The organism is Ruegeria sp. HKCCD7296 (genome assembly GCF_013110775.1).
GTDB lineage: Bacteria > Pseudomonadota > Alphaproteobacteria > Rhodobacterales > Rhodobacteraceae > Ruegeria.
This window is the reverse complement of record NZ_WVRF01000024.1, coordinates 1-22,972: the sequence shown is the minus strand read 5'-3', so window position 1 is coordinate 22,972 and position 22,972 is coordinate 1. Positions and strand designations below refer to the sequence as shown.

The following is a 22,972-nucleotide window of genomic DNA, read 5'->3' as shown; positions in this document are numbered from 1 at the left end:
ATGGCACGTGATAAGACTCGCGTTAAACGCAAAGAGCGTAAGAACATCGCATCGGGCGTTGCCCATGTGAACTCGACCTTCAACAACACCAAGATCCTGATCTCGGACGTACAGGGCAACGCCATTTCGTGGTCGTCTGCCGGTACCATGGGTTTCAAAGGATCGCGGAAATCGACCCCCTACGCCGCTCAGATGGCTGCAGAAGATGCAGGCAAAAAGGCGCAGGAACATGGCGTCAAGACGCTGGAAGTCGAAGTTCAGGGCCCCGGTTCGGGTCGTGAATCGGCTCTGCGCGCGCTGGCTGCGGTGGGCTTCAACATCACGTCGATCCGCGACGTGACCCCGATTGCTCACAACGGCTGCCGTCCGCCGAAGCGTCGTCGCGTCTAAGCGATTTTGAATTGAGCTGGGGCTGTGTTTTTGCACGGCCCCAGCACGTCATTTTGAACCTCGGGCGTCTGCACCTTGTTGGTCATGGGGCGCGGACAGGAATGGAGGGATTACATGATCCACAAGAATTGGGCAGAATTGATCAAGCCGACTCAGCTGGAAGCCAAGCCGGGCAACGATCCCGCACGCCAGGCGACCCTGGTTGCCGAACCGCTGGAGCGTGGCTTTGGTCTGACCCTGGGCAACGCCCTGCGCCGCGTTCTGATGAGCTCGCTGCAAGGTGCGGCAATCACCAGCGTTCAGATCGACAACGTCCTGCACGAGTTTTCCTCGGTCGCAGGTGTTCGTGAAGACGTTACCGATATCATTCTGAACCTCAAGCAGGTTGCTCTTCGCATGGAAGTCGAAGGCCCTAAGCGCCTGTCGATCAATGCCAAAGGCCCGGCAATTGTCACTGCGGGTGACATCAGCGAAAGCGCTGGCATCGAGGTTCTGAACCGCGATCACGTCATCTGTCACCTGGATGATGGCGCCGATCTGTTCATGGAACTGACCGTCAACACCGGCAAAGGCTATGTTTCGGCTGAGAAGAACAAGCCCGAAGACGCACCTATCGGTCTGATCCCGATCGACGCGATCTATTCGCCGGTCAAAAAGGTCGCCTATGACGTTCAGCCGACCCGTGAAGGTCAGGTTCTGGACTATGACAAGCTGACCCTGAAGATCGAAACCGATGGTTCGATCACACCTGAAGACGCGTTGGCCTTTGCCGCTCGCATCCTGCAGGATCAGCTGTCGATCTTCGTCAACTTCGACGAGCCGGAATCGGCGAGCCGTCAGGACGAGGACGATGGTCTGGAGTTCAACCCGCTGCTGCTGAAGAAAGTGGACGAGCTGGAACTGTCGGTCCGTTCGGCAAACTGCCTGAAGAACGACAACATCGTTTACATCGGCGATCTGATCCAGAAAACCGAAGCCGAGATGCTGCGCACCCCGAACTTCGGCCGCAAGTCGCTGAACGAGATCAAAGAAGTGCTGTCCGGCATGGGTCTGCACCTCGGCATGGATGTCGAGGATTGGCCGCCCGACAACATCGAAGATTTGGCTAAGAAATTCGAAGACGCGTTCTAAGCGCGTCTTCCCAATGCCCGGCTTTCCGGGGACTGTCTGGGCGATGATGCCCCAAGGAGAGCCGGTGACACGCATCGCTGGCCAGACAAAGCAAAACGCGAAAGAAGGAACTAGAAAATGCGTCACGCACGTGGTTATCGCCGCCTGAACCGTACTCATGAGCACCGCAAGGCGCTGTTTGCGAACATGGCCGGCTCGCTCATCGAGCATGAGCAAATCAAGACAACTCTGCCCAAGGCAAAAGAACTGCGCCCGATCATCGAAAAGCTGGTCACTCTGGGCAAGCGCGGCGACCTGCACGCCCGCCGTCAGGCCGCATCTCAGCTGAAAGAAGACAAAGACGTCGCGAAGCTGTTCGAAGTTCTGGGCCCCCGCTATGCCGAGCGTCAGGGCGGTTATGTCCGCATCCTGAAAGCTGGCTTCCGCTATGGCGACATGGCCCCGATGGCGATCATCGAGTTTGTTGATCGTGACATCGACGCCAAAGGCGCAGCCGACAAAGCCCGCGTCGCCGCCGAAGAGGCTGCAGCCGAAGAATAAGAAAGCCCTGCTTTCGAATAATTGGCCCCTGCGTCCCGGACGCGGGGGCTTTTTGGTTTTTGGCTTTGGGCCAAATTCCGAGATTTGTTGCCAGAATCATGAACTTGGGCGATCCTCAAAGAAATTGAAGGATCACTATATGTTTAGATATCTGATTTTTGCGCCCCTGTTTTGCGCAAGCACTGCGCTTTTCGCGCAGGAAACCACAGATGAAACGACCGAGGCGGCGTCGCAAGAAACAACGGACCTTCTGACCGACGCAGAGCTGCAAACTCTGGTCGCGCCGGTTGCATTGTACCCGGATACTCTGCTCATCCAGATACTTGTCGCCTCGACCCAGCCGCTGGAGATTGTGAAGGCCGAGCGTTTTCTGATCGACAATGCAGACCGAGATCCGGCTGAGCTTGAGCCTGAAATCGAAGCGATGGGCTGGGACCCGTCCGTCAGCGTGCTTGCAACAGCGTTCCCCGAGATCGTTGGGCAAATGGCGACACATGTCGACTGGACCGAAACGATGGGAACAGCGATGTTGGCCCAATCTGACGATGTGATGGATGCCGTCCAGGTGATGCGGGATCAGGCAATCGATAGCGGTGCACTGGTGTCCGGCCCGGAACAAACCGTTGAGGTCGAAGAGGATGAAACCGTCGTCATCACACCGACCAACACGGAAACCGTTTACGTTCCGCAATATGATCCTGCCACGGTGTATACCGGGCCATCAACGGGTGACGTCGTTGGGGCCGCTCTGCTGACCTTTGGCACCGTGGCGTTGATTGACGAGATTTTCGACGATGACGATGATTGGTACGATTATTGGGGGTGCCGAAACTGCGGTGGATGGGGCGGTGGCCCGATCTACAGAAACCCGAATATCGACATAGACGTCGATGGTAACGTCAATATCGGTAACAACATTAATCGCAAAGATGTTGAATGGAAGCCTGATACGAACCGTCAGCAACAAGCGCGGAACAAAATCGCCGATCATAAACGCACTGGTGGCGGTGCCGGAACATTGCCCGTTGACCGGCCAAACGGCCGCACAGATGAGTTGCGCTCAAAGCTCAGCCGAGAATCCGGGGCTGCCGACATAAGTCGGGACGGCTCGGGCGCTGCGGCGTTGGCGGCCGGGGCGGGCGCCGGGGCGATTGCGGGTGGTGCACTGGCCAACCGCGGCAATGACAAGCAATTGCCCAAGGTCAATCGGGGGAATGTCGACACTGACAGAGCCGCCGCGAAACAGAAGGCTGTGGACAGAACCAAGCAACCCTCTGGTGCCGCCAAGAAGCCGGTTAAAAGCAACGCAAAGACCGCCAAGAAACCTCAGGCCCAAAGGGCTGCAGTTCAGCAGAAAAAACCTGCGGCCAAAGGGAAAGCCATGCAAAAAAAAGCGTCCGGCAAGAGAACCCACAGCGCGTCAAAACGCGGGCACGCAGCCAAGGGAAAGCGGAGGAGATAAGATGCGGAAACTCATAATTTCTTCTGCCATTCTTTTGATCACGGCGAGCACAGCGGCATCCGAGGGTGCCCGATACAATAGCCCGCAAGCGGCGTTGGATGCGTTTGTCGGTGCTCTGAAGTCGGATGATCGGGACCAGTTGCTGGACGTGTTTGGGGCTGAGGCCGAAGACTTGCTTGCAACCGGCGACCCCGAAGAAGACCGCGCCAGACGAGAGGAAGTGCTTGGCATGTATGCCGAGGGCTATCGTTTCCAGCCGGACGAGAACGGTGTTGTCGTCTTGCTGGGAGAAGGCAGCTGGCCCTTCCCGATCCCGATTTCTCGGGCCGGTGAGGAATGGCACTTTGACCTCGAAGCGGGCATCGAAGAGGTTTCGGCCCGCGAGATTGGCTTGAATGAGCTGGAAGTGATGGAATTGCTTGATGCTTATGTCGATCTTCAGGCCGCGTTCCGTTTGGCCGACCATAATGGCGACGGCGTGATGGAATTCGCGCGCAACATCATTTCCGATCCGGGTGTGAAAGATGGTCTGTTCTGGCCCGAGGAAGACAGCTTTGTCGGCGCGGCGCTCGCGCGGGCGGTGGCTTCTGGGTGGAGTGACGGAGAAGAGGACTACGAACCTGAACCCTTCCTGGGGTACTACTATACAATCCTTCAGGGGCAGGGACCCAATGCTCCGGGTGGTGCGTATTCGTACTTTGTTGGGGGTCATTTTGTAGCAGGTCATGCGCTGCTTGCCGTTCCTTCTAAGTATGGCGAGACCGGAATTCATTCGTTTCTTGTTGGTGAGAACGGTATCATTTTCGAGGCGGACTTGGGTCCTGACACGCTCGAACGCGCTGCGGATATCCAAGAGTATGACCCGGGCCCTGATTGGTCGCCAGCAGAGTAAAACCAAAAGCGTTTGCGAACGCGGACCAGATGGGTGTCGTATTTTAACAAGTTTCGGTGACTTCAGATGATGAACTGTGCTTTCTCACGCGTGAATATGGAAACAGCGTGATTGGAGGCAGCGATGACCGTGTTTTCTGAATTACCGGCACAAATCACCGGTCCATCTGTTTGGAACGGACGGGAAATGGCAGCGCGGCAGAATGAATGGCTGTTGCATCTGAGGCCAGAGGATGTCGCAGACCTTGAGCAAGCCGCGCGCCACTATCTAAGCCTGGGGCGGGATATTGGCGAAATCACCAAAACAGATTTTCCGCTGCACCAGTTCGATCGCCATTTAGAGACCCTAATGGACACCCTGATCAACGGTATTGGGTTCGAAGTGATCCGGGGCCTGCCGGTCGAGACCTATTCTCAGGAGATGGCCGCCGCGATCTTCTGCGGAGTGGGTGCCCATTTGGGATCGGCGCGATCCCAGAATGCACAGGGGCATATTCTGGGTCATGTCCGGGACATTGGGGCGGACGCAAATGACCCGAACACGCGGATCTATCAGACCCACGAGCGGCAGACCTTTCACACAGACAGTGCCGATATCGTGGGGCTTTTGTGTCTTCGGGACGCCAAAGAGGGCGGGGATTCACTGCTGGTCAGTGCCGAAGCCATCTACAACCGGATGCGCGCCGAATGCCCAGACCTGCTGGAGCGATTGTTCGACCCGATAGCAACCGACCGGCGCGGTGAAGTGCCGGAAGGCATGCAGCCCTTTATGACCATTCCGCCCTTCAACTGGCATGATGGCAAGCTGACCGTGTTCTATCAGCGGCAGTATATCGACAGTGCGCAGCGGTTTCCCGAAGCCATGCGCCTGACCCCAGAGCATGTCGCTGCTTTGGACAAGTTCGACTCTTTGTCGAACGACCCAGATCTATATCTGACCATGCGGTTGCAACCCGGCGATATGCAATTTGTCTACAACCATTCTCAGTTGCATGACCGGACGGGTTTTGTGGACTGGCCTGATCCGGTCGACCGTCGGCATCTTTTTCGCCTATGGCTCTCACCCGACGGAGACCGGGAGTTGCCTGACGTTTTCAAACAGCGCTACGGGTCGATCGAAGTGGGTAATCGGGGCGGGATCATTACAAAAGGGACCCGCCTGCACGCGCCGCTGGATTGAGCACGCCGGACAGGTGCTTGCATTAGCGCGCGCGTAGTCGCATATCCTACGCAGCTTTTGAGGTAGAGGTATCCATGCTTCGCGCGACACTTATCGCTTTGACCTGTGCAGTTTCCACATTTGCGACGGCTGAAACACGCGTGCCGCAGTCGCAGGCCGAGATTTCGCTGGGCTTTGCTCCTGTGGTGAAAAAAGCCTCTCCTGCGGTCGTGAATATCTATGCCAAGATCGTGCGGCAGGGGCGGTCCAGCCCGTTCTTTTCGGACCCGTTTTTTCAAGACTTCTTTGGCCGGGGCTTTGGCACGCCACAGCCGCGCGTTCAAAACTCGTTGGGTTCTGGTGTGATCCTGTCCGATGACGGCTATGTCGTGTCTAACTATCACGTGGTTGGATCCGCGACAGAGATCCGGGTCGTCACCACGGACCGACGCGAGTTTTCGGCCACAGTTGTACTGGGCCACGAAGAAAGCGACATCGCGATCGTGCGTTTGGAAGAGGCCGACAACCTGCCGTTCCTGAGCCTGCGGGATTCCGATCAGGTTGAAGTTGGCGAACTGGCCCTGGCCATTGGGAACCCCTTTGGTGTGGGGCAAACCGTGTCTTCGGGTATCATCTCGGGTCTGGCGCGCACGGGAACGGCAACGGGCAACGGTCGCGGGTATTTCATTCAGACGGATGCGGCGATCAACCCGGGCAATTCCGGCGGCGCATTGATCGACGTGAATGGCGATCTGATCGGGATCAACACGTCGATCCTGACACGGTCGGGCGGTTCCAACGGAATCGGTTTTGCAATCCCGGCAAATCTGGTGGCTGAGTTCCTGAAACAGGCGCAGCAAGGCAATGACAGCTTTGTCAGCCCTTGGGCGGGAATGTCGGGTCAGCACATGAGCGCGGATATCGCGGAATCTTTGGGGCTAGTTATCCCGCTGGGCGTTGTGATCTCGGACCTGCATGACCTCAGCCCGCTGCGCGAGGCGGGGCTGAAGGTGGGCGACGTCGTCACCCATGTGGACGGGGACGAGGTGAACTCCCCCGCTGAAATGAAGTTCCGCATGTCTATTGCAGGTGTGGGGGGAAGCTCGGTTCTGACGCGGCTGCGCGGCGACCAAAGCGATGAGGTCGAGGTGGCCTTGATCAAAGCACCTGAAACACCCGCTGCCGAAGAAACCGCGCTGGACGATACGACCGTTCTGCCGGGTTTGATCGTGTCCCGGATCAATCCGGCGGTGATCACCAAGCTGGGCCTGCCCCTGTCTCTGACCGGCGTTGTTGTTGTTGATCCGGGCCCTTATGGCGCGCGGGCCGGGTTACGACCTGGCGATGTAATCGAGACCATCAATGCGGTCGATATTCAGCGCCCCGGTGATGTCGAACGCGCAATGACAAACCCGGGACGCCGTGTGCAGATGGGGCTTCAACGCGAAGGCCGGTCCGTGTCCCTGCGATTCCGGCTGTAACGTATGAGCGATCTGTTCGATACCGGGCCAACCGAACCCGTCGATGCCCCGCGCCGCCCTTTGGCAGATCGATTGCGGCCCCAATCGCTGGGTGACGTCATCGGTCAGGAGCAGGTGCTGGGGCCTGAAGCCCCGCTGGGTGTGATGCTGGCGGCGGGCAGCCTGTCCAGCCTGATCTTTTGGGGTCCGCCCGGAGTAGGAAAGACGACCATAGCGCGGCTTTTGGCGCAGGAAACCGATCTGCATTTTGTCCAGATCAGTGCGATCTTCACGGGTGTGCCTGACCTGAAGAAGGTCTTCGAGGCCGCCAAGATTCGCCGACAGAACGGGCAGGGGACGCTGTTGTTCGTGGACGAGATCCACCGTTTCAACAAGGCGCAGCAAGACGGGTTTCTGCCCCATATGGAAGACGGCACCATCTTGTTGGTGGGCGCAACAACCGAGAACCCGTCATTTGAACTGAATGCAGCTGTGCTAAGCCGGTCGCAGGTTCTGGTACTGGAACGCCTCAGCCTTGCCGACCTTGAGCGCCTGACGCAGCGCGCCGAGAAAGAGCTGGACCGCGCATTGCCTTTGACCCCGGCTGCACGCGATGCGTTGCAGGAAATGGCAGACGGCGATGGGCGGGCGTTGCTGAACCTGATCGAACAGGTCTCGGCCTGGAAAGAGGACGCGCCGCTGGATCCCGATGCATTGTCGACGCGGCTGATGCGGCGGGCTGCGAAATACGACAAGTCGGGTGATGAGCATTACAACCTGATCTCGGCCCTGCATAAATCGGTACGTGGGTCTGACCCGGATGCTGCGCTGTACTGGTTCGCACGAATGCTAACCGGCGGCGAAGACCCGCGCTATCTGGCGCGTCGGATTACGCGGATGGCAGTTGAGGATATCGGTCTGGCGGACCCTCAGGCGCAGGCCATTTGCCTGCAATCGTGGGAAACGTATGAACGGCTGGGGTCTCCCGAAGGGGAATTGGCGCTGGCTCAAGCCTTGGTTTATTTGGCGCTGGCCCCAAAATCCAATGGGGCTTACGTGGGCTATAAAGCGGCCATGCGACTGGCCAAACAGTCCGGTAGCGAGCCACCGCCCAAGCATATCCTGAACGCACCCACTTCGCTGATGAAGGATCAGGGATATGGTGCGGGTTACTCTTATGACCATGACGCCGAGGATGGGTTTTCCGGTCAGAACTACTTCCCTGAAACGATGAAACGCCCGGACCTCTATCAGCCGGTCGAACGCGGGTTCGAACGAGAGCTGAAAAAGCGCCTCGATTACTTTGCCAAGCTTCGGACGCAGCGCAACAGTTAGTTACGCAGGGTTAGTATTGAACATGCCGCCGCGTCACAGGCGACAGGTTCGCAATTGAACGCTTCCCTTGGGTCAATACCAGCAAGGGAGGACGGGAAATGCCGGTTTCAATTGAAAAGACCCAAGACGTCTGGACCATCATCCATGACAGGCCGGATGCACGAAATGCCGTTGATACGGAACACGCTGTAGCTCTGGTTGACGCATTCCTGAGTTTTGAAGTCAGTTCTGCCAAAGCCGCTGTGTTCTGGGGCAAAGGTGGCAATTTCTGCGCGGGCTGGGATCTGAAACTCGCCGCCTCGCTGGCCGACCCTGAACTGCGTGAGGCGTATTTCGACAAACATACCTTTCCAATAGGTTCAGCCACTTCGACACTTGGGCCGATGGGACCGTCCCGGCTGGAGCTTTCGAAACCGGTCATCGGCGCGATTGAGGGTGCCGCCGTGGCCGGAGGCATGGAGCTTGCTCTTTGGTGCGATATCCGCGTGATGGCGGAAACGGCATATCTGGGTGTTTACTGCCGCCGCTGGGGGATTACGCTGATGGATGGCGGCTCGGTCCGGTTGCCGCGTTTGGTGGGGCAAGGCAAAGCGCTGGAGATCGCCTTGACAGGTCGGAAAGTCGAGGCCGAAGAATGTTATCGGATCGGGCTGGCAGAAAAGGTCGTCCCGCATGGTGAAGCGCGTTCTACAGCTGAAGAAACGGCCCATGAAATTGCACGTTTTCCGCAAGAGGCTGTGCGGGCTGACCGCCGTTCGATCATCGAAACGCGGGGTATGCCGGTGCGCGAGGCGCTCAAGGTGGAATGGGCCAACGGGTTGGAGGCGATCCGCCGTGAAGGAACCTCGGGCGCGGGGCGTTTCCGGGATGGTGCCGGGCGGCACGGGGATTTCTCGAACATCTGATCGCAACGACCAGATACCTTGACTCTTGGTGCATTGCGCGCGACAGACGCCCATGATTTCTGGGACACGGACAAAGGTGCAATCCGGGCGGCTCACCCGCGCGGTGCATGGGTTAATGGCATGAGTGGCGTACAGATGATTACAGTCGCTGAAGGGGATGGCGACCAGCGCGTTGACCGCTGGCTGCGCCGTCTTTTTCCGCATGTCAGTCAGGGCCGCATTGAAAAGATGTGCCGCAAGGGTGAGCTGCGTGTCGATGGCAGCCGCGCCAAAGCCTCGACCCGGCTTGAGGTCGGGCAAGTGGTGCGTGTGCCGCCTTTGCCTGACGCAGATCACAAACCGGCTGAGGTCAAACATCGTATCTCGGATGCCGATGCCAAGATGATCCAGTCCTGCGTGATCTACCGCGACGATCACATTCTGGCGCTCAACAAGCCGCAGGGCCTGCCGGTTCAGGGCGGCAGCGGGCAGACCCGGCATGTCGACAGCCTGTCCGAGGCGTTGCGGTTCGGCTATGACGAGAACCCGCGTCTGGTCCACCGCTTGGACAAAGATACGTCAGGTGTTCTGCTGATGGCCCGCACGCGTGAGGCCGCCAAGGGCCTGACGGCCGCTTTCCGTCACCGCGACACGCGCAAGATTTATTGGGCACTGGTGGCCGGTGTTCCGACTCCCTACCTGGGTGAGATCAAGACGGGCCTTGTCAAAGCACCGGGTCATGGCAAGCACGGCGAAGGCGAAAAGATGATCCCCGTGCATATGAACGAAATCGACAGCACACCAGGCGCCAAACGCGCGCACACGCATTACGCGACCCTCTACCGGGTGGCCGGCCGTGCCGCATGGGTTGCAATGGAGCCGATCACCGGGCGGACGCACCAGCTGCGGGCCCACATGGCGGCCATCGGGCATCCGATTATTGGCGATGGAAAATATGGCGGCTCGGGCCAGGAAAACCTTGGCGACGGCTGGGGCGCGCAACTGGGTGGGATCATTAGTAAAAAGCTTCACCTGCATGCCCGGCGACTGTCGTTTCAACACCCAATGACCCGTAAGCCTGTGACAGTCACGGCACCTTTGCCGGATCATATGAAGCACAGCTGGGATACGTTCGGGTGGACCGAGGATCTGGCTGCTGACGATCCGTTTGAGGATCTGCAATGAGCGCACCCTTACGGCTGGTTCTGTTTGATGTCGACGGCACGCTGGTCGACAGTCAGGGCAGTATCGTTCACTCCATGACAACCAGCTTTCAGGCTGCTTCGGTGCCTGTCCCGTCGCGCGACGCGATCCTTTCGATTGTGGGTCTGTCCTTGCCACACGCCATTGCGCGACTGGCACCGGATCAACCATCCTTGGTCCAGGGTGATCTGGTTGAAGGGTACAAAGAGGCTTACCACGCACATCGGCTGGACCTGGGTGCGGCCAGTTCGCCGCTTTATCCCGGCGCGCGTGAGGCGATTGAAGCGTTACACGCTGTGCCCGAAGTACTTTTAGGAGTAGCCACCGGCAAGTCACAGCGCGGTCTTGATGCGTTGATCGAGGCGCACGGGCTGGAGGCTTATTTTGTGACGCGTCAGGTTGCAGATCATCACCCGTCCAAGCCACACCCGTCCATGGTGCAGACCGCCTTGTCTGAAACCGGTGTTGATCCGGATTGCGCAGTGATGATTGGTGATACGAGCTTTGACATGGACATGGCTGCGGCGGCGGGTGTGCGTGGAATTGGGGTGACCTGGGGATACCATGATCGCTCGGCTTTGGCTTCGGCGACTTGCGTGATCGAGACATTTGACCAGTTGCCCACGGCGCTGGCTGGAATATGGAACTAGGAAATGAGCGACTGGAAACCAAAACGCTTCTGGAAAGACAGTGCCGTTGTCGAGGCCGACGGCGGGTTTGCGGTTGAATTGGACGGTCGACGTGTCAAAACGCCCGCCAAGAAAGGTTTGATCTTACCGACCCGCAGCATGGCCGAAGCGGTCGCGGTAGAATGGGATGCGCAGGAAAAAGAAGTTGATCCTGCGACAATGCCGTTCACACGTTCTGCCAATGCCGCAATCGACAAAGTGCGCGTTCAGCATGCAGAAGTGGCCGACATGCTGGCCGATTACGGCGATTCTGATCTGCTGTGTTACCGTGCCACGCACCCGCAAGAGCTGCAGAACCGCCAAAGGGACGAATGGGACCCGGCCTTGGATTGGGCCGAATCTACGTTGTCCGTTCGTCTGGTACCGGTCGCAGGGGTGCTGCACCAACCACAAGCGCGTCCGGCCTTGGAGACGCTGCGCGCACGGGTCCATGCGCTGAATGCGTTTCAACTGGCGGCCTTCCACGATCTTGTCAGCCTGTCAGGGTCGTTGATTCTTGGGTTCGCGGCAGCCTTGGATTGGCGCAATCCGGACGAGATATGGCGCATTTCGCGACTGGACGAAATCTGGCAGATCGAGCAATGGGGCCATGATGACGAGGCGCATGAGGTTGCTGAGGTCAAAAGGGCGGCGTTTCTACATGCAAAACGCTTCTTTGATATGTCGGTTTGAGCCATAATTCCTGATATTTGGGCAATTGTGCAAAGGGCTTGGGGGGTGAACCATCGATTTCGATGATCCGACCCTTGACGTTTGTTTATGAATACGCCCAAACTCAGTCCCACTAAAGGGGAGACACCTTTGGGGTAACCTATCCGGCATCCACTTGCCGGGCAGAGCCGTTTCTTATGAGACGGAAAATCAGGAAGAGGTAAAAATGAAAAAATCCGTAATCTTGGGCGCGGCGACGATTGCCGGTCTGGCTGCTGGTGCAGCTGCGGCGGGCACCATTGACGACGTCAAGGCGCGCGGCAAGTTGAATTGCGGCGTGACCACCGGTCTGGTTGGTTTTGCTGCACCCGACGCAAATGGTGAATGGCAAGGCTTTGACGTTTCGCTGTGCCGCGCTGTTGCTGCTGCCGTTCTGGGCGACGCAAACGCCGTTGAGTTTGTTCCGACCACCGGTAAAACACGCTTTACTGCGCTGGCATCCGGCGAAATCGACATGCTGGCCCGTAACACCACATGGACCTTCAGCCGCGACGTCGACCTGAAGTTCGAATTCACTGGTGTGAACTACTATGACGGTCAGGGCTTCATGGTTCCCAAGGCGCTGGGCGTCAGCTCGGCCAAGGAACTGGACGGCGCAACCGTTTGTATCCAGACCGGCACCACAACCGAGCTGAACCTGGCGGACTTCTTCCGCTCGAACAACATCAGCTATGAGCCGGTTCCGATCGAAACCAACGCCGAAGCGCAGCAACAATATCTGGCTGGTTCGTGTGACGTTTACACCACTGACGCATCGGGTCTGGCAGCGACGCGCGCCACGTTTGAAGCACCGGACGAGCACGTTCTGCTGCCCGAAATCATCTCGAAAGAGCCTCTGGGACCGCTGGTTCGCCACGGTGACCACGAGTGGGGCGACGTTGTCCGCTGGACTCTGAACGCGCTGGTCTCGGCAGAGGAACTGGGTGTGACCTCGGCCAATATCGATGAGCTGAGCGGTGGCACCGACAACCCGGAAATCAACCGCCTGCTGGGTACCGAAGGTACTCTGGGTGAGATGCTGGGCCTGGACGCTGACTGGGCTGCCAAAGCCATCAAAGCAGGTGGCAACTATGGTGAAGTATTCGCCAAGAACATCGGTGAAGAAACTCCGATTGGTCTGGCGCGCGGCTTGAACGCTCAGTGGACCGAAGGCGGCCTGCTGTATTCGCCGCCGTTCCGCTAAAATCTACGGAGATGGGCGCAGGGTATAACCTGCGCCCTCTTCACATCAAAGAGCTGCGGAAGCATTCAGAGCGGGAAAAACTCGCCAAGACAAAAAAACCGCACGCTACGGGGATTTCAAAATATGTCGACTATGACTGATCCACCGAAAGCTGACTTTCGGTTGTCCATGCTCATTAACGACACTCGCTATCGCTCCCTGACGTTTCAGGTGATCGCGGCGATCGTTATTGCGCTTTCCATCTGGTATCTCGGAAACAACCTGATCCAGAACCTTCGGGCCGCAGGGCTCAACATCTCTTACTCGTTTTTGGGCGACTCCTCCGGGTATGACATCAACCAGAGACTGATAGAATATGACAGCCAGTCCAGTCACGGGCGTGCGGCTGTTGTTGGTATTCTCAACACGCTGTTGGTTGCCTTTCTGGCATGTATTACGGCCACGGTGTTCGGCGTGATCGCCGGGGTTCTGCGGCTTTCGAACAACTGGCTCGTGTCGAAACTGATGGCGGTCTATGTCGAGATCTTCCGGAATATTCCGGTTCTGATCTGGATCATCATAATCTTCACCATCATGACGGCTGTACTGCCCGCGCCACGCGCGTTCCGGGGCGATGCCGCCACATCCAGTATGTTGTTCGACGCCTTTGCCTTTACCAACCGGGGTGTCTATATCCCGCGGCCCGAGTTCGCAAACGGGCTGTTTGGCGCAACCATTCTGAACTGGTTGCTGGTGATTGTCGTTTTGATCGGTTCGTGGTTCGCCTCGCACGAGATCGAAAAGCGGGCCACATTGAAACAGGAAGAGACCGGCGAACGTCCGAAGACATTCTTGGTCAAATTGGCTGTTTGGCTGGTGCCCTTTGCCTTGCTGATGCTCATCATGGGTTTGACCTGGGATATTCCCGCTCTGAAAGGCTTTAATTTCAGCGGTGGTATCAAGGTTGGCGGCCCGCTGATTGCATTGTGGTTCGCCCTGTCGATCTACACCGGTGCCTTCATTGCGGAAAACGTACGTGCGGGTATTCAGGCGATCAACAAAGGTCAGACCGAGGCCGCCGCCGCGCTGGGTTTGCGTCCCGGACGGATCATGAACCTTGTCGTTCTGCCCCAGGCACTGCGTGTCATCATACCGCCGCTTATTTCGCAATACCTGAACATCACCAAGAACTCGTCGCTGGCGATCGCTGTTGGTTATGCAGACATCACAGCCACGCTGGGCGGCATCACGCTGAACCAGACCGGTCGTGCGATCGAATGTGTGCTGCTGCTGATGCTCTTCTATCTGACAGCCTCGTTGCTGATTTCGATGGCGATGAACATCTACAACGCCTCCGTTAAGTTGAAGGAGCGCTGAGCCATGAGTGATCAAACAACAAACCCGATCGCCTTTGTGGCCGAAGGCACTATCCCGCCTTCACCGCCACCTGCAAATGAAGTCGGAGTGGTCAAGTGGCTACGCGAGAACCTCTTCTCGGGCGTGACAAACACCATCCTGACGGTGCTGTCGCTGGTGCTGATCTACATTCTGTTGAAAAACACGTTGCCGTGGATTTTGAACGGGGTGTGGAATGCCAACTCTCTGGCGGAATGTCGCGAGATCCTGGACGGCAAGACCGGCGCCTGTTTTGCGGTTCTGACGGAACGCTGGCCTCAGCTGATCTATGGCTTCAAGTACCCGGCCGACGCTTATTGGAGACCAAACCTGGCCTTTGTGCTGATGCTGGTTGCCCTTGCCCCGGTGTTGTTCTTTGACCTGCCACGCAAGATGCTGCTGTTCACTGCGGTTTACCCGTTTGTGGCCTTTTGGCTGATCTGGGGCGGCACGATCCTGGTTCCTCTGGTGGCGCTGGTTGGTTTCATTGCAGCAGGTGCCGTATTCCAGAAACTGGGCAACAACAGCTTTGCTGCCGGGTTCTTTGGGGCTATTGTGACTGCGTTGGTGATCTGGAATGTCGGCGGAGCTCTGATCCCGGAAAGTGCATCAGAGAATGCTTGGCTCACAGCTGTTCCCAGCCGTGATCTGGGTGGCTTCATGCTGAACATGATGCTGGGTGTGACCTGTGTGTCTCTGTCGGTGCCGCTGGGCATCGCGCTGGCCTTGGGTCGTCAGTCGAACATGCCGCTGATCAAGTGGGTTTGCGTTATCTTTATCGAATTCATCCGTGGCGTGCCTCTGATCACGCTGCTGTTCGTGGCTTCGGTGATGCTGGCGTATTTCTTCCCGCCTGACAGCACAGTCGACCTGTTCCTGCGTGTTGTGATCATGATCACCATGTTCTCAGCCGCCTATATCGCCGAGGTGATCCGTGGCGGTCTGGCGGCACTTCCGCGTGGACAGTACGAAGCAGCAGACAGTCTGGGTCTGGATTACCCGCAAGCGATGCGGCTGATCATCCTGCCGCAGGCTCTGAAGATTTCGATTCCCGGGATCGTGAACGTGGCCGTGGGCCTGTTCAAGGATACCACACTGGTTTCGGTCATCTCGATGTTCGATCTGGTGGGCATGATCCGGGGTCCCATTCTGGCGTCGACCGAATGGAACGGCGTCTATTGGGAGCTTCTGGGCTTTGCCGCGCTTCTGTTCTTCGTCGTCTGTTACGGCATTTCTCAATATTCTCAGTGGCTCGAGCGTCGCCTTGCCACAGATCATCGTTAAGGAGTTCAACACATGTCTGAACTTGCAGTAGAACGCGAAATCGACCGCTCGAAGATGCAGGTGAGCGACGAGGTCGCCATCGAAATCAACGGCATGAACAAGTGGTACGGATCATTCCACGTGCTGCGCGACATCAATCTGACCGTCAATCAGGGCGAGCGGATCGTTATCGCGGGTCCGTCGGGCTCGGGCAAATCCACGCTGATCCGCTGCCTGAATGCGCTGGAGGAACACCAGCAAGGCAAGATCGTTGTGGACGGGATCGAGCTGTCGAATGACCTGAAGAACATTGACAAGATCCGGTCCGAGGTTGGCATGGTGTTCCAGCACTTCAACCTGTTCCCGCACCTGACCATTCTGGAAAATTGCACACTGGCCCCGATCTGGGTACGCAAGACGCCCAAGAAAGAGGCCGAAGAACGCGCGATGCACTTCCTTGAGAAGGTGAAGATTCCCGATCAGGCGTTGAAGTACCCCGGTCAGCTGTCCGGTGGTCAGCAGCAGCGTGTGGCGATTGCCCGTTCGCTGTGCATGATGCCGCGGATCATGTTGTTCGATGAACCAACATCGGCGTTGGACCCCGAGATGATCAAAGAGGTGCTCGACACCATGATCGAACTGGCCGAGGAAGGTATGACCATGCTCTGTGTGACCCACGAGATGGGCTTTGCCCGTCAGGTCGCCAACCGCGTGATCTTTATGGACGCGGGCCAGATCGTGGAACAGAACGAGCCGGAAGAGTTCTTCAACAATCCGCAGAGCGAACGGACCAAACTGTTCCTCAGCCAGATTTTGGGGCACTAAACGGCCTTAAATTGAAGAAAGGGCGGGGTTTTGCCCCGCCTTTTTTTATTGCAGCAACTCGCGCGGAATGGCGAAGCCAAGGACTTTTCCGCGGTGCCATTGCACCTCGGTCCAACTGGTGATGTCAAATTCCATGACGGTCGTTGCGCAGGTCGGATAGTCCAGAAATCGCGGATGTGTCGGAGCTTCCCGCACCAGCTGGTGGGCAAGCTGCGCTATCCCAGGATTGTGCCCCAACATCAAAACGGTTTGCCCCTTTGCTTCGAATAACTGGCGTATCATCTGGTCAGGCCCCGCCAGGTAGAGCGCGTCGCGAAACTTTGCGCGCCGGGCCGTCATGGACATCCTATCCCAGGTTTCGCGGGTTCGGGTCGAGGTCGAGCTGAGAACCTCATCCGGCACCCAACCATGTGTACGCAGCCATTTGGCAATTGCGGAGGCTGACTTGCGTCCACGTTTGTTCAACGGGCGCGCATGATCATCCAAAATCGGGTTATCCCAGCTGGATTTGGCGTGGCGTGTCAGGATCAGCGTGCGGGTCATGACGTGTGGAACGACCTCATGTGATGGGCCGACTGTTCTGATGTACGCTCCGCTCCTGCACTGAGAGGGCATGCAAGGCGGGCAAGACATCCGCCGGTCATGCAGGTCTGTCCTTGGGTTGTGTCAAGGTGGCTGTGGCAGGCTGAGATGTTGTAGAATTCCTGAGCGTTCAGGGCACCGACCGGGCAGGCCTGCGTACATGGCGCGACGCAGGTAATGCAGGGAGATTGTCCGGGTGTGTCCGGGATACTGAATTCTTCGGCAAAGTGCAGTGCACCTCGATATGAGATCATCATGCCCACCGTGTCATGCACCAAAGCGCCCACCGGGCTGCTGAAGGTCCGTCCTGATTTCAGGGCCCAATCGATGAAAGGGGCATAAGGTGGCCCGCCAAAAGGAAAATAGGCCTCGGCATTAAATGTCTGGGCTATTTCGCCAATGATCCTAGCGGACCAGCGGTCAACCGGGTCCGGTGCCCCCCATTCTGGTGCGGCCTTCAAAACAGGCCAAAAGTCCCCTCCGGCGCCTAAAAGGACCAACGTACCGGATTCAAGCTGTTTGGCTTCCACCTTACGGGGACGCAGTGCTCCCATGACAATCAGTCCCTCACGATGAGCGACCTCAACGATGTGGTCATAGGATATCGCATTTGGGTCAGAGGAAGGCTGCGCAAGATTGGCCATGTTTCATCCTTCCTTGAACGGGTCAGTCCGGCCTTATAAGCGACCCGGCCCCGTGTTCTGTAAACAATTCTAGCAACACGGCATTCGGTGCGCGCCCGTCCAGGATCACCACGGCCCGGACGCCGCTGTGCAGCGCGTCCAGGGCCGTTTCAGTTTTGGGGATCATGCCGCCCGCGATCGTGCCTTCGCGGGTCATTTCGCGAATTTGTCCTGCCTTCAGTTCGGTCACAACATCTCCGGCGGCATTCTTGACGCCTGAGACATCGGTCAGCAGCAGCAGACGGTCGGCTTTCAGGGCCGAGGCAATTGCGCCCGCCGCCGTATCGCCATTGACGTTGAAGGTTTCACCATCGCGGCCGGCACCCAACGGGGCAATCACCGGGATCACATCATGAGAGAACAAGTCATGCAGAATCTTCGGGTTCATGTCAGAGGGGGTGCCCACATATCCCAGAGATGCGTCCGTCTGGTCGCAGACCATCAGGTTTGCATCCTTGCCAGACAGCCCCACGGCAGAACCCCCTTGATCGTTGATCGCCTGGACAATGCGCTTGTTCACAAGACCGGACAAAACCATCTCGACCACTTCGACGGTTGCTGTGTCTGTCACACGCTTGCCGTTCACGAATTCAGACTGGATATCCAGCTTGTCCAGCATCGCGTTGATCATCGGACCGCCACCATGAACGACAACTGGATTAACCCCAACCTGACGCATCAGAACCACGTCACGGGCGAAGCTTTCCATCGCCTCATCGCTGCCCATTGCGTGACCGCCCAGCTTGATGACGACAATGGCCCCGTCATAGCGCTGCAGATAGGGCAGAGCGCTGTTGAGTGTGGCTGCGGTGGCGATCCAGTCCCGGTTCATATCTCTTGTCTTCATGGCTAAAGTCCCTTTGGAGACCTGTGTTAGGGCCTTTGTCCGGCCCTGCCAAGTGTGAAGCTATTCCAGATGCGCAATGATGGACCGCAGGGTCGCGATACCGTCGCCTTTTTCGGAAGAGGTCAGCACGATTTCCGGGAACGCTGCGGGGTGCTTGGATAGGGCCGCACGTGTTTGGTCCAGCACCTTTTCGCGGTCCTTGGCCTTGACCTTGTCCGACTTGGTCAGAACGCATTGAAAGGTCACGGCGCTGGTGTCCAGCAGCTTCATGATCTCGGCATCGACTGGCTTCACGCCGTGGCGCGCATCGATCAGTACAAAGGCACGTCGCAGGGTCTGGCGACCACTGAGATACTGTTTCAGCAGCTTCTGCCATTTCTCCACCACTTTCAGCGGGGCGTTGGCGTATCCATAGCCGGGCAAGTCCACCAGATAGAGTTCGGGGCCTTGGGTGAAAAAATTGATCTCTTGCGTGCGCCCGGGCGTGTTCGAGGCGCGCGCCAAACCCTTGGTTCCGGTCAGCGCGTTGATCAGACTGGATTTGCCGACGTTCGACCGGCCTGCAAAACAGACCTCCAACCGATCAGGGGCGGGCAGGCCGTTCATGGCGACCACGCCTTTGACAAATTCAGAAGGGCCAGCAAACAGCTTGCGCCCGTGTTCTTTGGAAAGGTCATCCGGCTCTTCAGCCAGTGGAAACGGAAGCGATGTCATAGCACGCGCACCTCATCATTCAGGCGGACTTCACCACCCTGAATGACTTCGGCGTAAACACCGAAATCCTGATGGCCCCAATTGCTCAGCGCACCCAGAGTGTCTGCGTCACGTGCGCCAGTCTCTGGGTTCGCGGTGGTGGCCATGCAACGGGTAATGCGTTCGCGGATACGGAACACGGCCTGCCCAATGCGGACGTCGCGCCCCAACCAGTCAAACTCTTCCCACAAGGGCAGGCCGTCAAACCAGATGTTCCCGCGCCAGCGGACGGTGGACAGCGACTGGCCAAGCTTTTGCTCGACAGCGCGGTGTGATGCCATGTTGCACAGGCTGATGGATGGGAAATCACTGTCGGTCATCCCGCGTCCCGGAACCCGGACTATTCTGTCAGGTGCCGCGCGGTCGGCGGGTATCAGAGGTTTTACCCAATCCAGGAAAACCTCTTGTTCGGTATCCGGGGCAAATAGCAGATCAGGCCGGTCAGGATGGCGCAAAGTTACACGCTCGTCTTGGAGTTCGGCTGAGATCGCCGCCAGCTCGGGTGCTTTAGCGACCCGGGTGAAATTCGAACAAGGGGCCCAGTCCGAACCATCTGTCTTGGCCGCCTCATGAGCCACCGCCCAAACGCGATCCCCGGGCATGGTCTGCCCGGGGATGACTGTGACTTGGCTCAGCGTTTCTCGACCATGGCTTTTGATCGGGTGACGCCAGAGGTTTGAGACTGTGCCGCTCATTTGTTGTCCGTTTTTGGCGTCTTCTTGAAGCCGGACTTAATGTTCCCGAATACGTCCGGGGTATAGCCCTGACTGCGCATGATCAGATATTGCTGCGTGAACGTGATCGTGTTGTTCGCAATCCAGTAGACAACCAGACCGCTGGCGAAACCGCCCAGCATGAACATGAAGACCCAAGGCATCCAGGCAAAGATCATCGCTTGTGTAGCGTCGGTTGGTGCCGGGTTCAGCTTTTGCTGCAGCCACATCGAGATACCCAGCAACAGCGGCAGAATACCGATGAAGATCAGCGCCATGAAGCTTTCGGGCGCGGGTGCGGCCCAGGGCAGCCAGCCAAAGAAGTTGAAGATCGAGGTCGGATCCGGCGCGCTCAGATCCTGGAACGGGCCGAACCAGGGGGCCTGACGCAGTTCGATCGTGACAAAGATAACCTTATACAGCGAGAAGAAGATCGGGATCTGCAACAGGATCGGCAAACAGCCCGCAGCCGGGTTCACCTTTTCCTTCTTGTACAGTTCCATCATGCCTTGCTGCATCTTCTGCCGGTCGTCGCCGGCGGCCTCTTTCAGGGCCTCCATCTGCGGCTGCAGTTCTTTCATCTTCGCCATCGAGACGTAGGATTTGAACGCCAGCGGGAACAGAATCGCCTTGATGATCAGCGTCAGGCCGATAATCGACCAACCCATGTTGCCAATCAGCACGTTGATGTTGTGCAGAAGCCAGAAGATCGGTTTGGTCAGGAAGAAGAACCAGCCCCAATCAATGCTGTCGATGAACTTCTGAACGCCTTCTGACTGGTATTCCCGAATGGCCTCCCATTCTTTTGCACCGGCAAAAAGGCGTGTGGTGACCTGCTCGGTCGCGCCCGGCGCAACTGTCAGCGTCGGCAGAACCGTTTCTGTCTGATAGATTTTGCGGCGCGAGTCATACTTGGCGGCAGCTTTGAATGCGGAACCAGGCTCAGGGATCAGAGTGGTCATCCAATAATGATCGGTGAAACCGATCCAGCCATTTTCCTTTACCTGATATACCTCGGCCTGCGCACGCTCATTCGGGTCGATGTCGAAATCACGGACGTCGCCATAGTCCACCTCCGTCAGTGTCCCGTCGGCCATGCCGATGACGCCTTCATGGAGAATGAAGAAATTCTTCAAGCCAGGCAGATCACCGTCTTCGCCGATACCGTGGCGTGCCAGGATGCCGTAGGGGGCCATGCCGACCTCGGCTTCGGTGGCGTTTTCAACCGACTGTGTGACGCTGAACATATAGTTCTCATCAACCGAGATAGCGCGGCGGAAGGTCAAACCATTGCCGTTGTCCCAAACAAGCGTCACCGGACTGTCAACGCCAAGGGTCTCGCCCTGTTCAACGGACCAGATTGTGTTGGGTCCGGGAACGTCGGCACCGCTCAAGCCCGCGCCAGGGGCCCAACCGTATAGGGCATAATACGCGGACTCGGACCCCACCGGTGACATCAGTTCGACAATCGGAGAATCGTCGGCCAGCGAAACCTTATAGTCTTTCAGCGACAGCTCATCGATGCGACCACCGGCCAGCGACAGGCTACCGGTCAGGCGCGGGGTGTCGATATCGATCCGTGGCGCCTGGGCCTCGGGCTCAGCTTCTGTCGCAGCCGCAGTAGCTTCCCCCACAGCGCCTGTACCTGCAGCGCTGGGCGTCTGAACCTCATTGCCTTCAACATTGGAAATTTCAGCCTGTTCAGGAGCAGGTGTCGGTTCCGGCGGAGGGAACAGCACAAACCAGACCAGGATCACGAGAAAGCTGAGCGCAGTTGCGAGGATGAGATTCTTGTTCTGATCGTCCATAGGGGACAGCCACCTTGAGCAGTGAAAGACACCCGCAGGGTTCAACAGAGTGCGGGCCCAAAGGTCAAGCGGAATCGCCCTTCAATTCGTCACGTACCGGTCTTCTTTGGCTTGATTTGGGGTTCTTTAACCTGTTTCCCGCCCAATTTTGGGTACTCGGTTCAATTTGCTGCGATAGGACATGATCCAGTCCCTGGTTTTTTCGACTGGCATCGGCTTGCTGATACCAAAACCCTGAACATGGTCACATCCCAACTGGGCCATCAATGCATGCTCGCCTGGCGTTTCGACGCCTTCGGCCAGTGTTTCCAGATTCAAACGTTCAGCCATGGTCAGAATGGCGCTTGCCAGTTGCTGCTGGCTGGGGTCTTGATCGGCTTTTGCGACAAAAGACCGATCGATCTTTATGCGCGACACGTTGAATCGTTTTATGGATGCGATCGAGGCATGGCCGGTTCCAAAATCGTCCAAATCAATGCAACAGCCCATTGTAGCCAACCCGGTGACGTTGCGGGTTATGACGTCATCAGGTCGACGGGAAAAAACGGTCTCCAACACTTCGACTGCCAACCTGTCGGGTGTCAGGTCGAATTGATCCAACTCCCATTTTAGGCGGTCGATCAGGCCCGGATTGCGCAGCTCGTCCGAGGAAAAGTTGATGCCGATACGCGGCACATAAAGCTCTGCCTGATCCCAGTCGCGCATGGCAGAAAATGCGTAGTGCCGCATGGTCTGCCCCAGCCGACCCATAAGATCGGCATGTTCTGCAAACGGCAGAAAGACGTTGGGGCCCAGAACCCCCTTTTTAGGGAGCTCCCATCTGGCCAGTGCCTCAAAGCCAGTGACGCGCCCGGTGTCGGTGGATATCTGAGGTTGAAACCAAGGACGAATCTCACCGCTGTCCAGGGCAGTTTCAAACTCCTTGCGCAGATTGGAGCGGACCTGAGCCCGGCGGCGGGTTTCGGACGAAAAGGCGCGAATCGTGGATGGGCCATTCTGTTGCGCTTCAAGCAGGGCGTTATTCGCAGCATCGCGCCAGTTGTTCGGATTGGCCTTCGGAGCTGTAGATATAGGCGTAGATCGTCT

23 protein-coding genes are annotated in these 22,972 nt (G+C 57.6%); 16 read left to right on the top strand and 7 right to left on the bottom strand.

All coding sequences use genetic code 11. The features are described 5' to 3' along the window. The 16 genes from rpsK to GS632_RS20840 all read left to right on the top strand — a co-directional run bounded on the left by rpsK (window position 1) and on the right by GS632_RS20840 (window position 16,500). Entirely contained in the window at window positions 1-390 is a 390-nt protein-coding gene (gene rpsK / locus GS632_RS20915) for a 30S ribosomal protein S11 (RefSeq protein WP_008757289.1), read from the top strand. 114 nt (window positions 391-504) lie between these two features. Then, window positions 505-1,521, top strand: a complete 1,017-nt coding sequence (locus GS632_RS20910; RefSeq protein ID WP_050605850.1) for a DNA-directed RNA polymerase subunit alpha — start codon at window positions 505-507, stop codon at window positions 1,519-1,521. 117 nt (window positions 1,522-1,638) lie between these two features. Further along, a complete protein-coding gene (rplQ, locus tag GS632_RS20905; RefSeq protein ID WP_171238466.1) occupies window positions 1,639-2,061 on the top strand; it encodes a 50S ribosomal protein L17 in 423 nt (140 codons plus the stop codon). A gap of 139 nt (window positions 2,062-2,200) precedes the next feature. Continuing rightward, entirely contained in the window at window positions 2,201-3,523 is a 1,323-nt protein-coding gene (locus GS632_RS20900; protein WP_171619995.1) for a DUF3300 domain-containing protein, read from the top strand. A gap of 1 nt (window position 3,524) precedes the next feature. Continuing rightward, a complete protein-coding gene (locus GS632_RS20895) occupies window positions 3,525-4,415 on the top strand; it encodes a DUF2950 family protein (RefSeq protein ID WP_171722430.1) in 891 nt (296 codons plus the stop codon). 123 nt (window positions 4,416-4,538) lie between these two features. Beyond that, window positions 4,539-5,594 (top strand): TauD/TfdA family dioxygenase, encoded by a 1,056-nt coding sequence (locus GS632_RS20890; protein ID WP_171238463.1) that lies wholly within the window; start codon window positions 4,539-4,541, stop codon window positions 5,592-5,594. A gap of 74 nt (window positions 5,595-5,668) precedes the next feature. Next, on the top strand, window positions 5,669-7,054 hold the full coding sequence (locus GS632_RS20885; protein ID WP_171238462.1) for a trypsin-like peptidase domain-containing protein: 1,386 nt from the start codon (window positions 5,669-5,671) through the stop codon (window positions 7,052-7,054). Between the two features lie 3 nt (window positions 7,055-7,057). After that, complete coding sequence (locus tag GS632_RS20880) at window positions 7,058-8,368, top strand: replication-associated recombination protein A (protein WP_171238461.1); 1,311 nt, start codon at window positions 7,058-7,060, stop codon at window positions 8,366-8,368. Between the two features lie 98 nt (window positions 8,369-8,466). After that, window positions 8,467-9,273 (top strand): crotonase/enoyl-CoA hydratase family protein, encoded by an 807-nt coding sequence (locus tag GS632_RS20875; protein ID WP_171238460.1) that lies wholly within the window; start codon window positions 8,467-8,469, stop codon window positions 9,271-9,273. Between the two features lie 120 nt (window positions 9,274-9,393). Further along, window positions 9,394-10,437 carry an RluA family pseudouridine synthase gene (locus GS632_RS20870; RefSeq protein WP_171238477.1) on the top strand — a complete coding sequence of 348 codons (1,044 nt, stop codon included), beginning with the start codon at window positions 9,394-9,396 and terminating at the stop codon, window positions 10,435-10,437. Further along, entirely contained in the window at window positions 10,434-11,105 is a 672-nt protein-coding gene (locus GS632_RS20865) for an HAD-IA family hydrolase (RefSeq protein WP_171235896.1), read from the top strand. The genes GS632_RS20870 and GS632_RS20865 overlap by 4 nt, the downstream gene beginning before the upstream one ends. Window positions 11,106-11,108: 3 nt before the next feature. Continuing rightward, window positions 11,109-11,816 (top strand): ATP12 family chaperone protein, encoded by a 708-nt coding sequence (locus GS632_RS20860; protein ID WP_171235897.1) that lies wholly within the window; start codon window positions 11,109-11,111, stop codon window positions 11,814-11,816. A 205-nt stretch (window positions 11,817-12,021) separates the two neighbouring features. Continuing rightward, window positions 12,022-13,038, top strand: a complete 1,017-nt coding sequence (locus tag GS632_RS20855; protein ID WP_171181642.1) for an amino acid ABC transporter substrate-binding protein — start codon at window positions 12,022-12,024, stop codon at window positions 13,036-13,038. A 123-nt stretch (window positions 13,039-13,161) separates the two neighbouring features. Continuing rightward, complete coding sequence (locus GS632_RS20850) at window positions 13,162-14,394, top strand: amino acid ABC transporter permease (RefSeq protein ID WP_171181644.1); 1,233 nt, start codon at window positions 13,162-13,164, stop codon at window positions 14,392-14,394. A gap of 3 nt (window positions 14,395-14,397) precedes the next feature. Continuing rightward, window positions 14,398-15,696 carry an amino acid ABC transporter permease gene (locus GS632_RS20845; RefSeq protein WP_171181646.1) on the top strand — a complete coding sequence of 433 codons (1,299 nt, stop codon included), beginning with the start codon at window positions 14,398-14,400 and terminating at the stop codon, window positions 15,694-15,696. A 12-nt stretch (window positions 15,697-15,708) separates the two neighbouring features. Beyond that, complete coding sequence (locus GS632_RS20840) at window positions 15,709-16,500, top strand: amino acid ABC transporter ATP-binding protein (protein WP_280922860.1); 792 nt, start codon at window positions 15,709-15,711, stop codon at window positions 16,498-16,500. Window positions 16,501-16,545: 45 nt separating this feature from the next. On the opposite strand, the gene GS632_RS20835 is transcribed toward GS632_RS20840, so the two are convergent. From GS632_RS20835 to GS632_RS20805, 7 genes are all read right to left on the bottom strand, one after another. After that, the gene (locus GS632_RS20835) at window positions 16,546-17,043 is read right to left on the bottom strand and encodes a histidine phosphatase family protein (RefSeq protein WP_171238459.1); all 498 of its coding nucleotides are present in this window, start codon (window positions 17,041-17,043) and stop codon (window positions 16,546-16,548) included. Further along, a complete protein-coding gene (locus GS632_RS20830) occupies window positions 17,040-17,726 on the bottom strand; it encodes a ferredoxin (RefSeq protein WP_171238458.1) in 687 nt (228 codons plus the stop codon). The genes GS632_RS20835 and GS632_RS20830 overlap by 4 nt, the downstream gene beginning before the upstream one ends. 22 nt (window positions 17,727-17,748) lie before the next feature. Further along, a complete protein-coding gene (gene argB, locus GS632_RS20825; protein WP_171181652.1) occupies window positions 17,749-18,612 on the bottom strand; it encodes an acetylglutamate kinase in 864 nt (287 codons plus the stop codon). 60 nt (window positions 18,613-18,672) lie between these two features. Then, on the bottom strand, window positions 18,673-19,326 hold the full coding sequence (gene yihA, locus GS632_RS20820; RefSeq protein WP_171238457.1) for a ribosome biogenesis GTP-binding protein YihA/YsxC: 654 nt from the start codon (window positions 19,324-19,326) through the stop codon (window positions 18,673-18,675). Continuing rightward, complete coding sequence (locus GS632_RS20815) at window positions 19,323-20,060, bottom strand: MOSC domain-containing protein (RefSeq protein ID WP_171238456.1); 738 nt, start codon at window positions 20,058-20,060, stop codon at window positions 19,323-19,325. The genes yihA and GS632_RS20815 overlap by 4 nt, the downstream gene beginning before the upstream one ends. Next, a complete protein-coding gene (yidC, locus tag GS632_RS20810; RefSeq protein WP_171238455.1) occupies window positions 20,057-21,886 on the bottom strand; it encodes a membrane protein insertase YidC in 1,830 nt (609 codons plus the stop codon). The genes GS632_RS20815 and yidC overlap by 4 nt, the downstream gene beginning before the upstream one ends. Window positions 21,887-22,012: 126 nt before the next feature. Beyond that, a partial coding sequence (locus GS632_RS20805; protein WP_171722431.1) for an EAL domain-containing protein occupies window positions 22,013-22,972 on the bottom strand: 960 nt, incomplete at its 5' end.

Coding starts and splice junctions, on each gene's coding strand:
- yihA (WP_171238457.1), bottom strand. CDS start 19,326: ATGACATCGCTTCCGTTTCCACTGGCTGAAGAGCCGGATGACCTTTCC.
- yidC (WP_171238455.1), bottom strand. CDS start 21,886: ATGGACGATCAGAACAAGAATCTCATCCTCGCAACTGCGCTCAGCTTT.
- rplQ (WP_171238466.1), top strand. CDS start 1,639: ATGCGTCACGCACGTGGTTATCGCCGCCTGAACCGTACTCATGAGCAC.
- GS632_RS20910 (WP_050605850.1), top strand. CDS start 505: ATGATCCACAAGAATTGGGCAGAATTGATCAAGCCGACTCAGCTGGAA.
- GS632_RS20830 (WP_171238458.1), bottom strand. CDS start 17,726: ATGGCCAATCTTGCGCAGCCTTCCTCTGACCCAAATGCGATATCCTAT.
- GS632_RS20870 (WP_171238477.1), top strand. CDS start 9,394: ATGAGTGGCGTACAGATGATTACAGTCGCTGAAGGGGATGGCGACCAG.
- GS632_RS20895 (WP_171722430.1), top strand. CDS start 3,525: ATGCGGAAACTCATAATTTCTTCTGCCATTCTTTTGATCACGGCGAGC.
- GS632_RS20845 (WP_171181646.1), top strand. CDS start 14,398: ATGAGTGATCAAACAACAAACCCGATCGCCTTTGTGGCCGAAGGCACT.
- GS632_RS20855 (WP_171181642.1), top strand. CDS start 12,022: ATGAAAAAATCCGTAATCTTGGGCGCGGCGACGATTGCCGGTCTGGCT.
- GS632_RS20890 (WP_171238463.1), top strand. CDS start 4,539: ATGACCGTGTTTTCTGAATTACCGGCACAAATCACCGGTCCATCTGTT.
- GS632_RS20885 (WP_171238462.1), top strand. CDS start 5,669: ATGCTTCGCGCGACACTTATCGCTTTGACCTGTGCAGTTTCCACATTT.
- GS632_RS20840 (WP_280922860.1), top strand. CDS start 15,709: ATGTCTGAACTTGCAGTAGAACGCGAAATCGACCGCTCGAAGATGCAG.
- GS632_RS20850 (WP_171181644.1), top strand. CDS start 13,162: ATGTCGACTATGACTGATCCACCGAAAGCTGACTTTCGGTTGTCCATG.
- rpsK (WP_008757289.1), top strand. CDS start 1: ATGGCACGTGATAAGACTCGCGTTAAACGCAAAGAGCGTAAGAACATC.
- GS632_RS20835 (WP_171238459.1), bottom strand. CDS start 17,043: ATGACCCGCACGCTGATCCTGACACGCCACGCCAAATCCAGCTGGGAT.
- GS632_RS20860 (WP_171235897.1), top strand. CDS start 11,109: ATGAGCGACTGGAAACCAAAACGCTTCTGGAAAGACAGTGCCGTTGTC.
- GS632_RS20880 (WP_171238461.1), top strand. CDS start 7,058: ATGAGCGATCTGTTCGATACCGGGCCAACCGAACCCGTCGATGCCCCG.
- GS632_RS20815 (WP_171238456.1), bottom strand. CDS start 20,060: ATGAGCGGCACAGTCTCAAACCTCTGGCGTCACCCGATCAAAAGCCAT.
- argB (WP_171181652.1), bottom strand. CDS start 18,612: ATGAAGACAAGAGATATGAACCGGGACTGGATCGCCACCGCAGCCACA.
- GS632_RS20875 (WP_171238460.1), top strand. CDS start 8,467: ATGCCGGTTTCAATTGAAAAGACCCAAGACGTCTGGACCATCATCCAT.
- GS632_RS20900 (WP_171619995.1), top strand. CDS start 2,201: ATGTTTAGATATCTGATTTTTGCGCCCCTGTTTTGCGCAAGCACTGCG.
- GS632_RS20865 (WP_171235896.1), top strand. CDS start 10,434: ATGAGCGCACCCTTACGGCTGGTTCTGTTTGATGTCGACGGCACGCTG.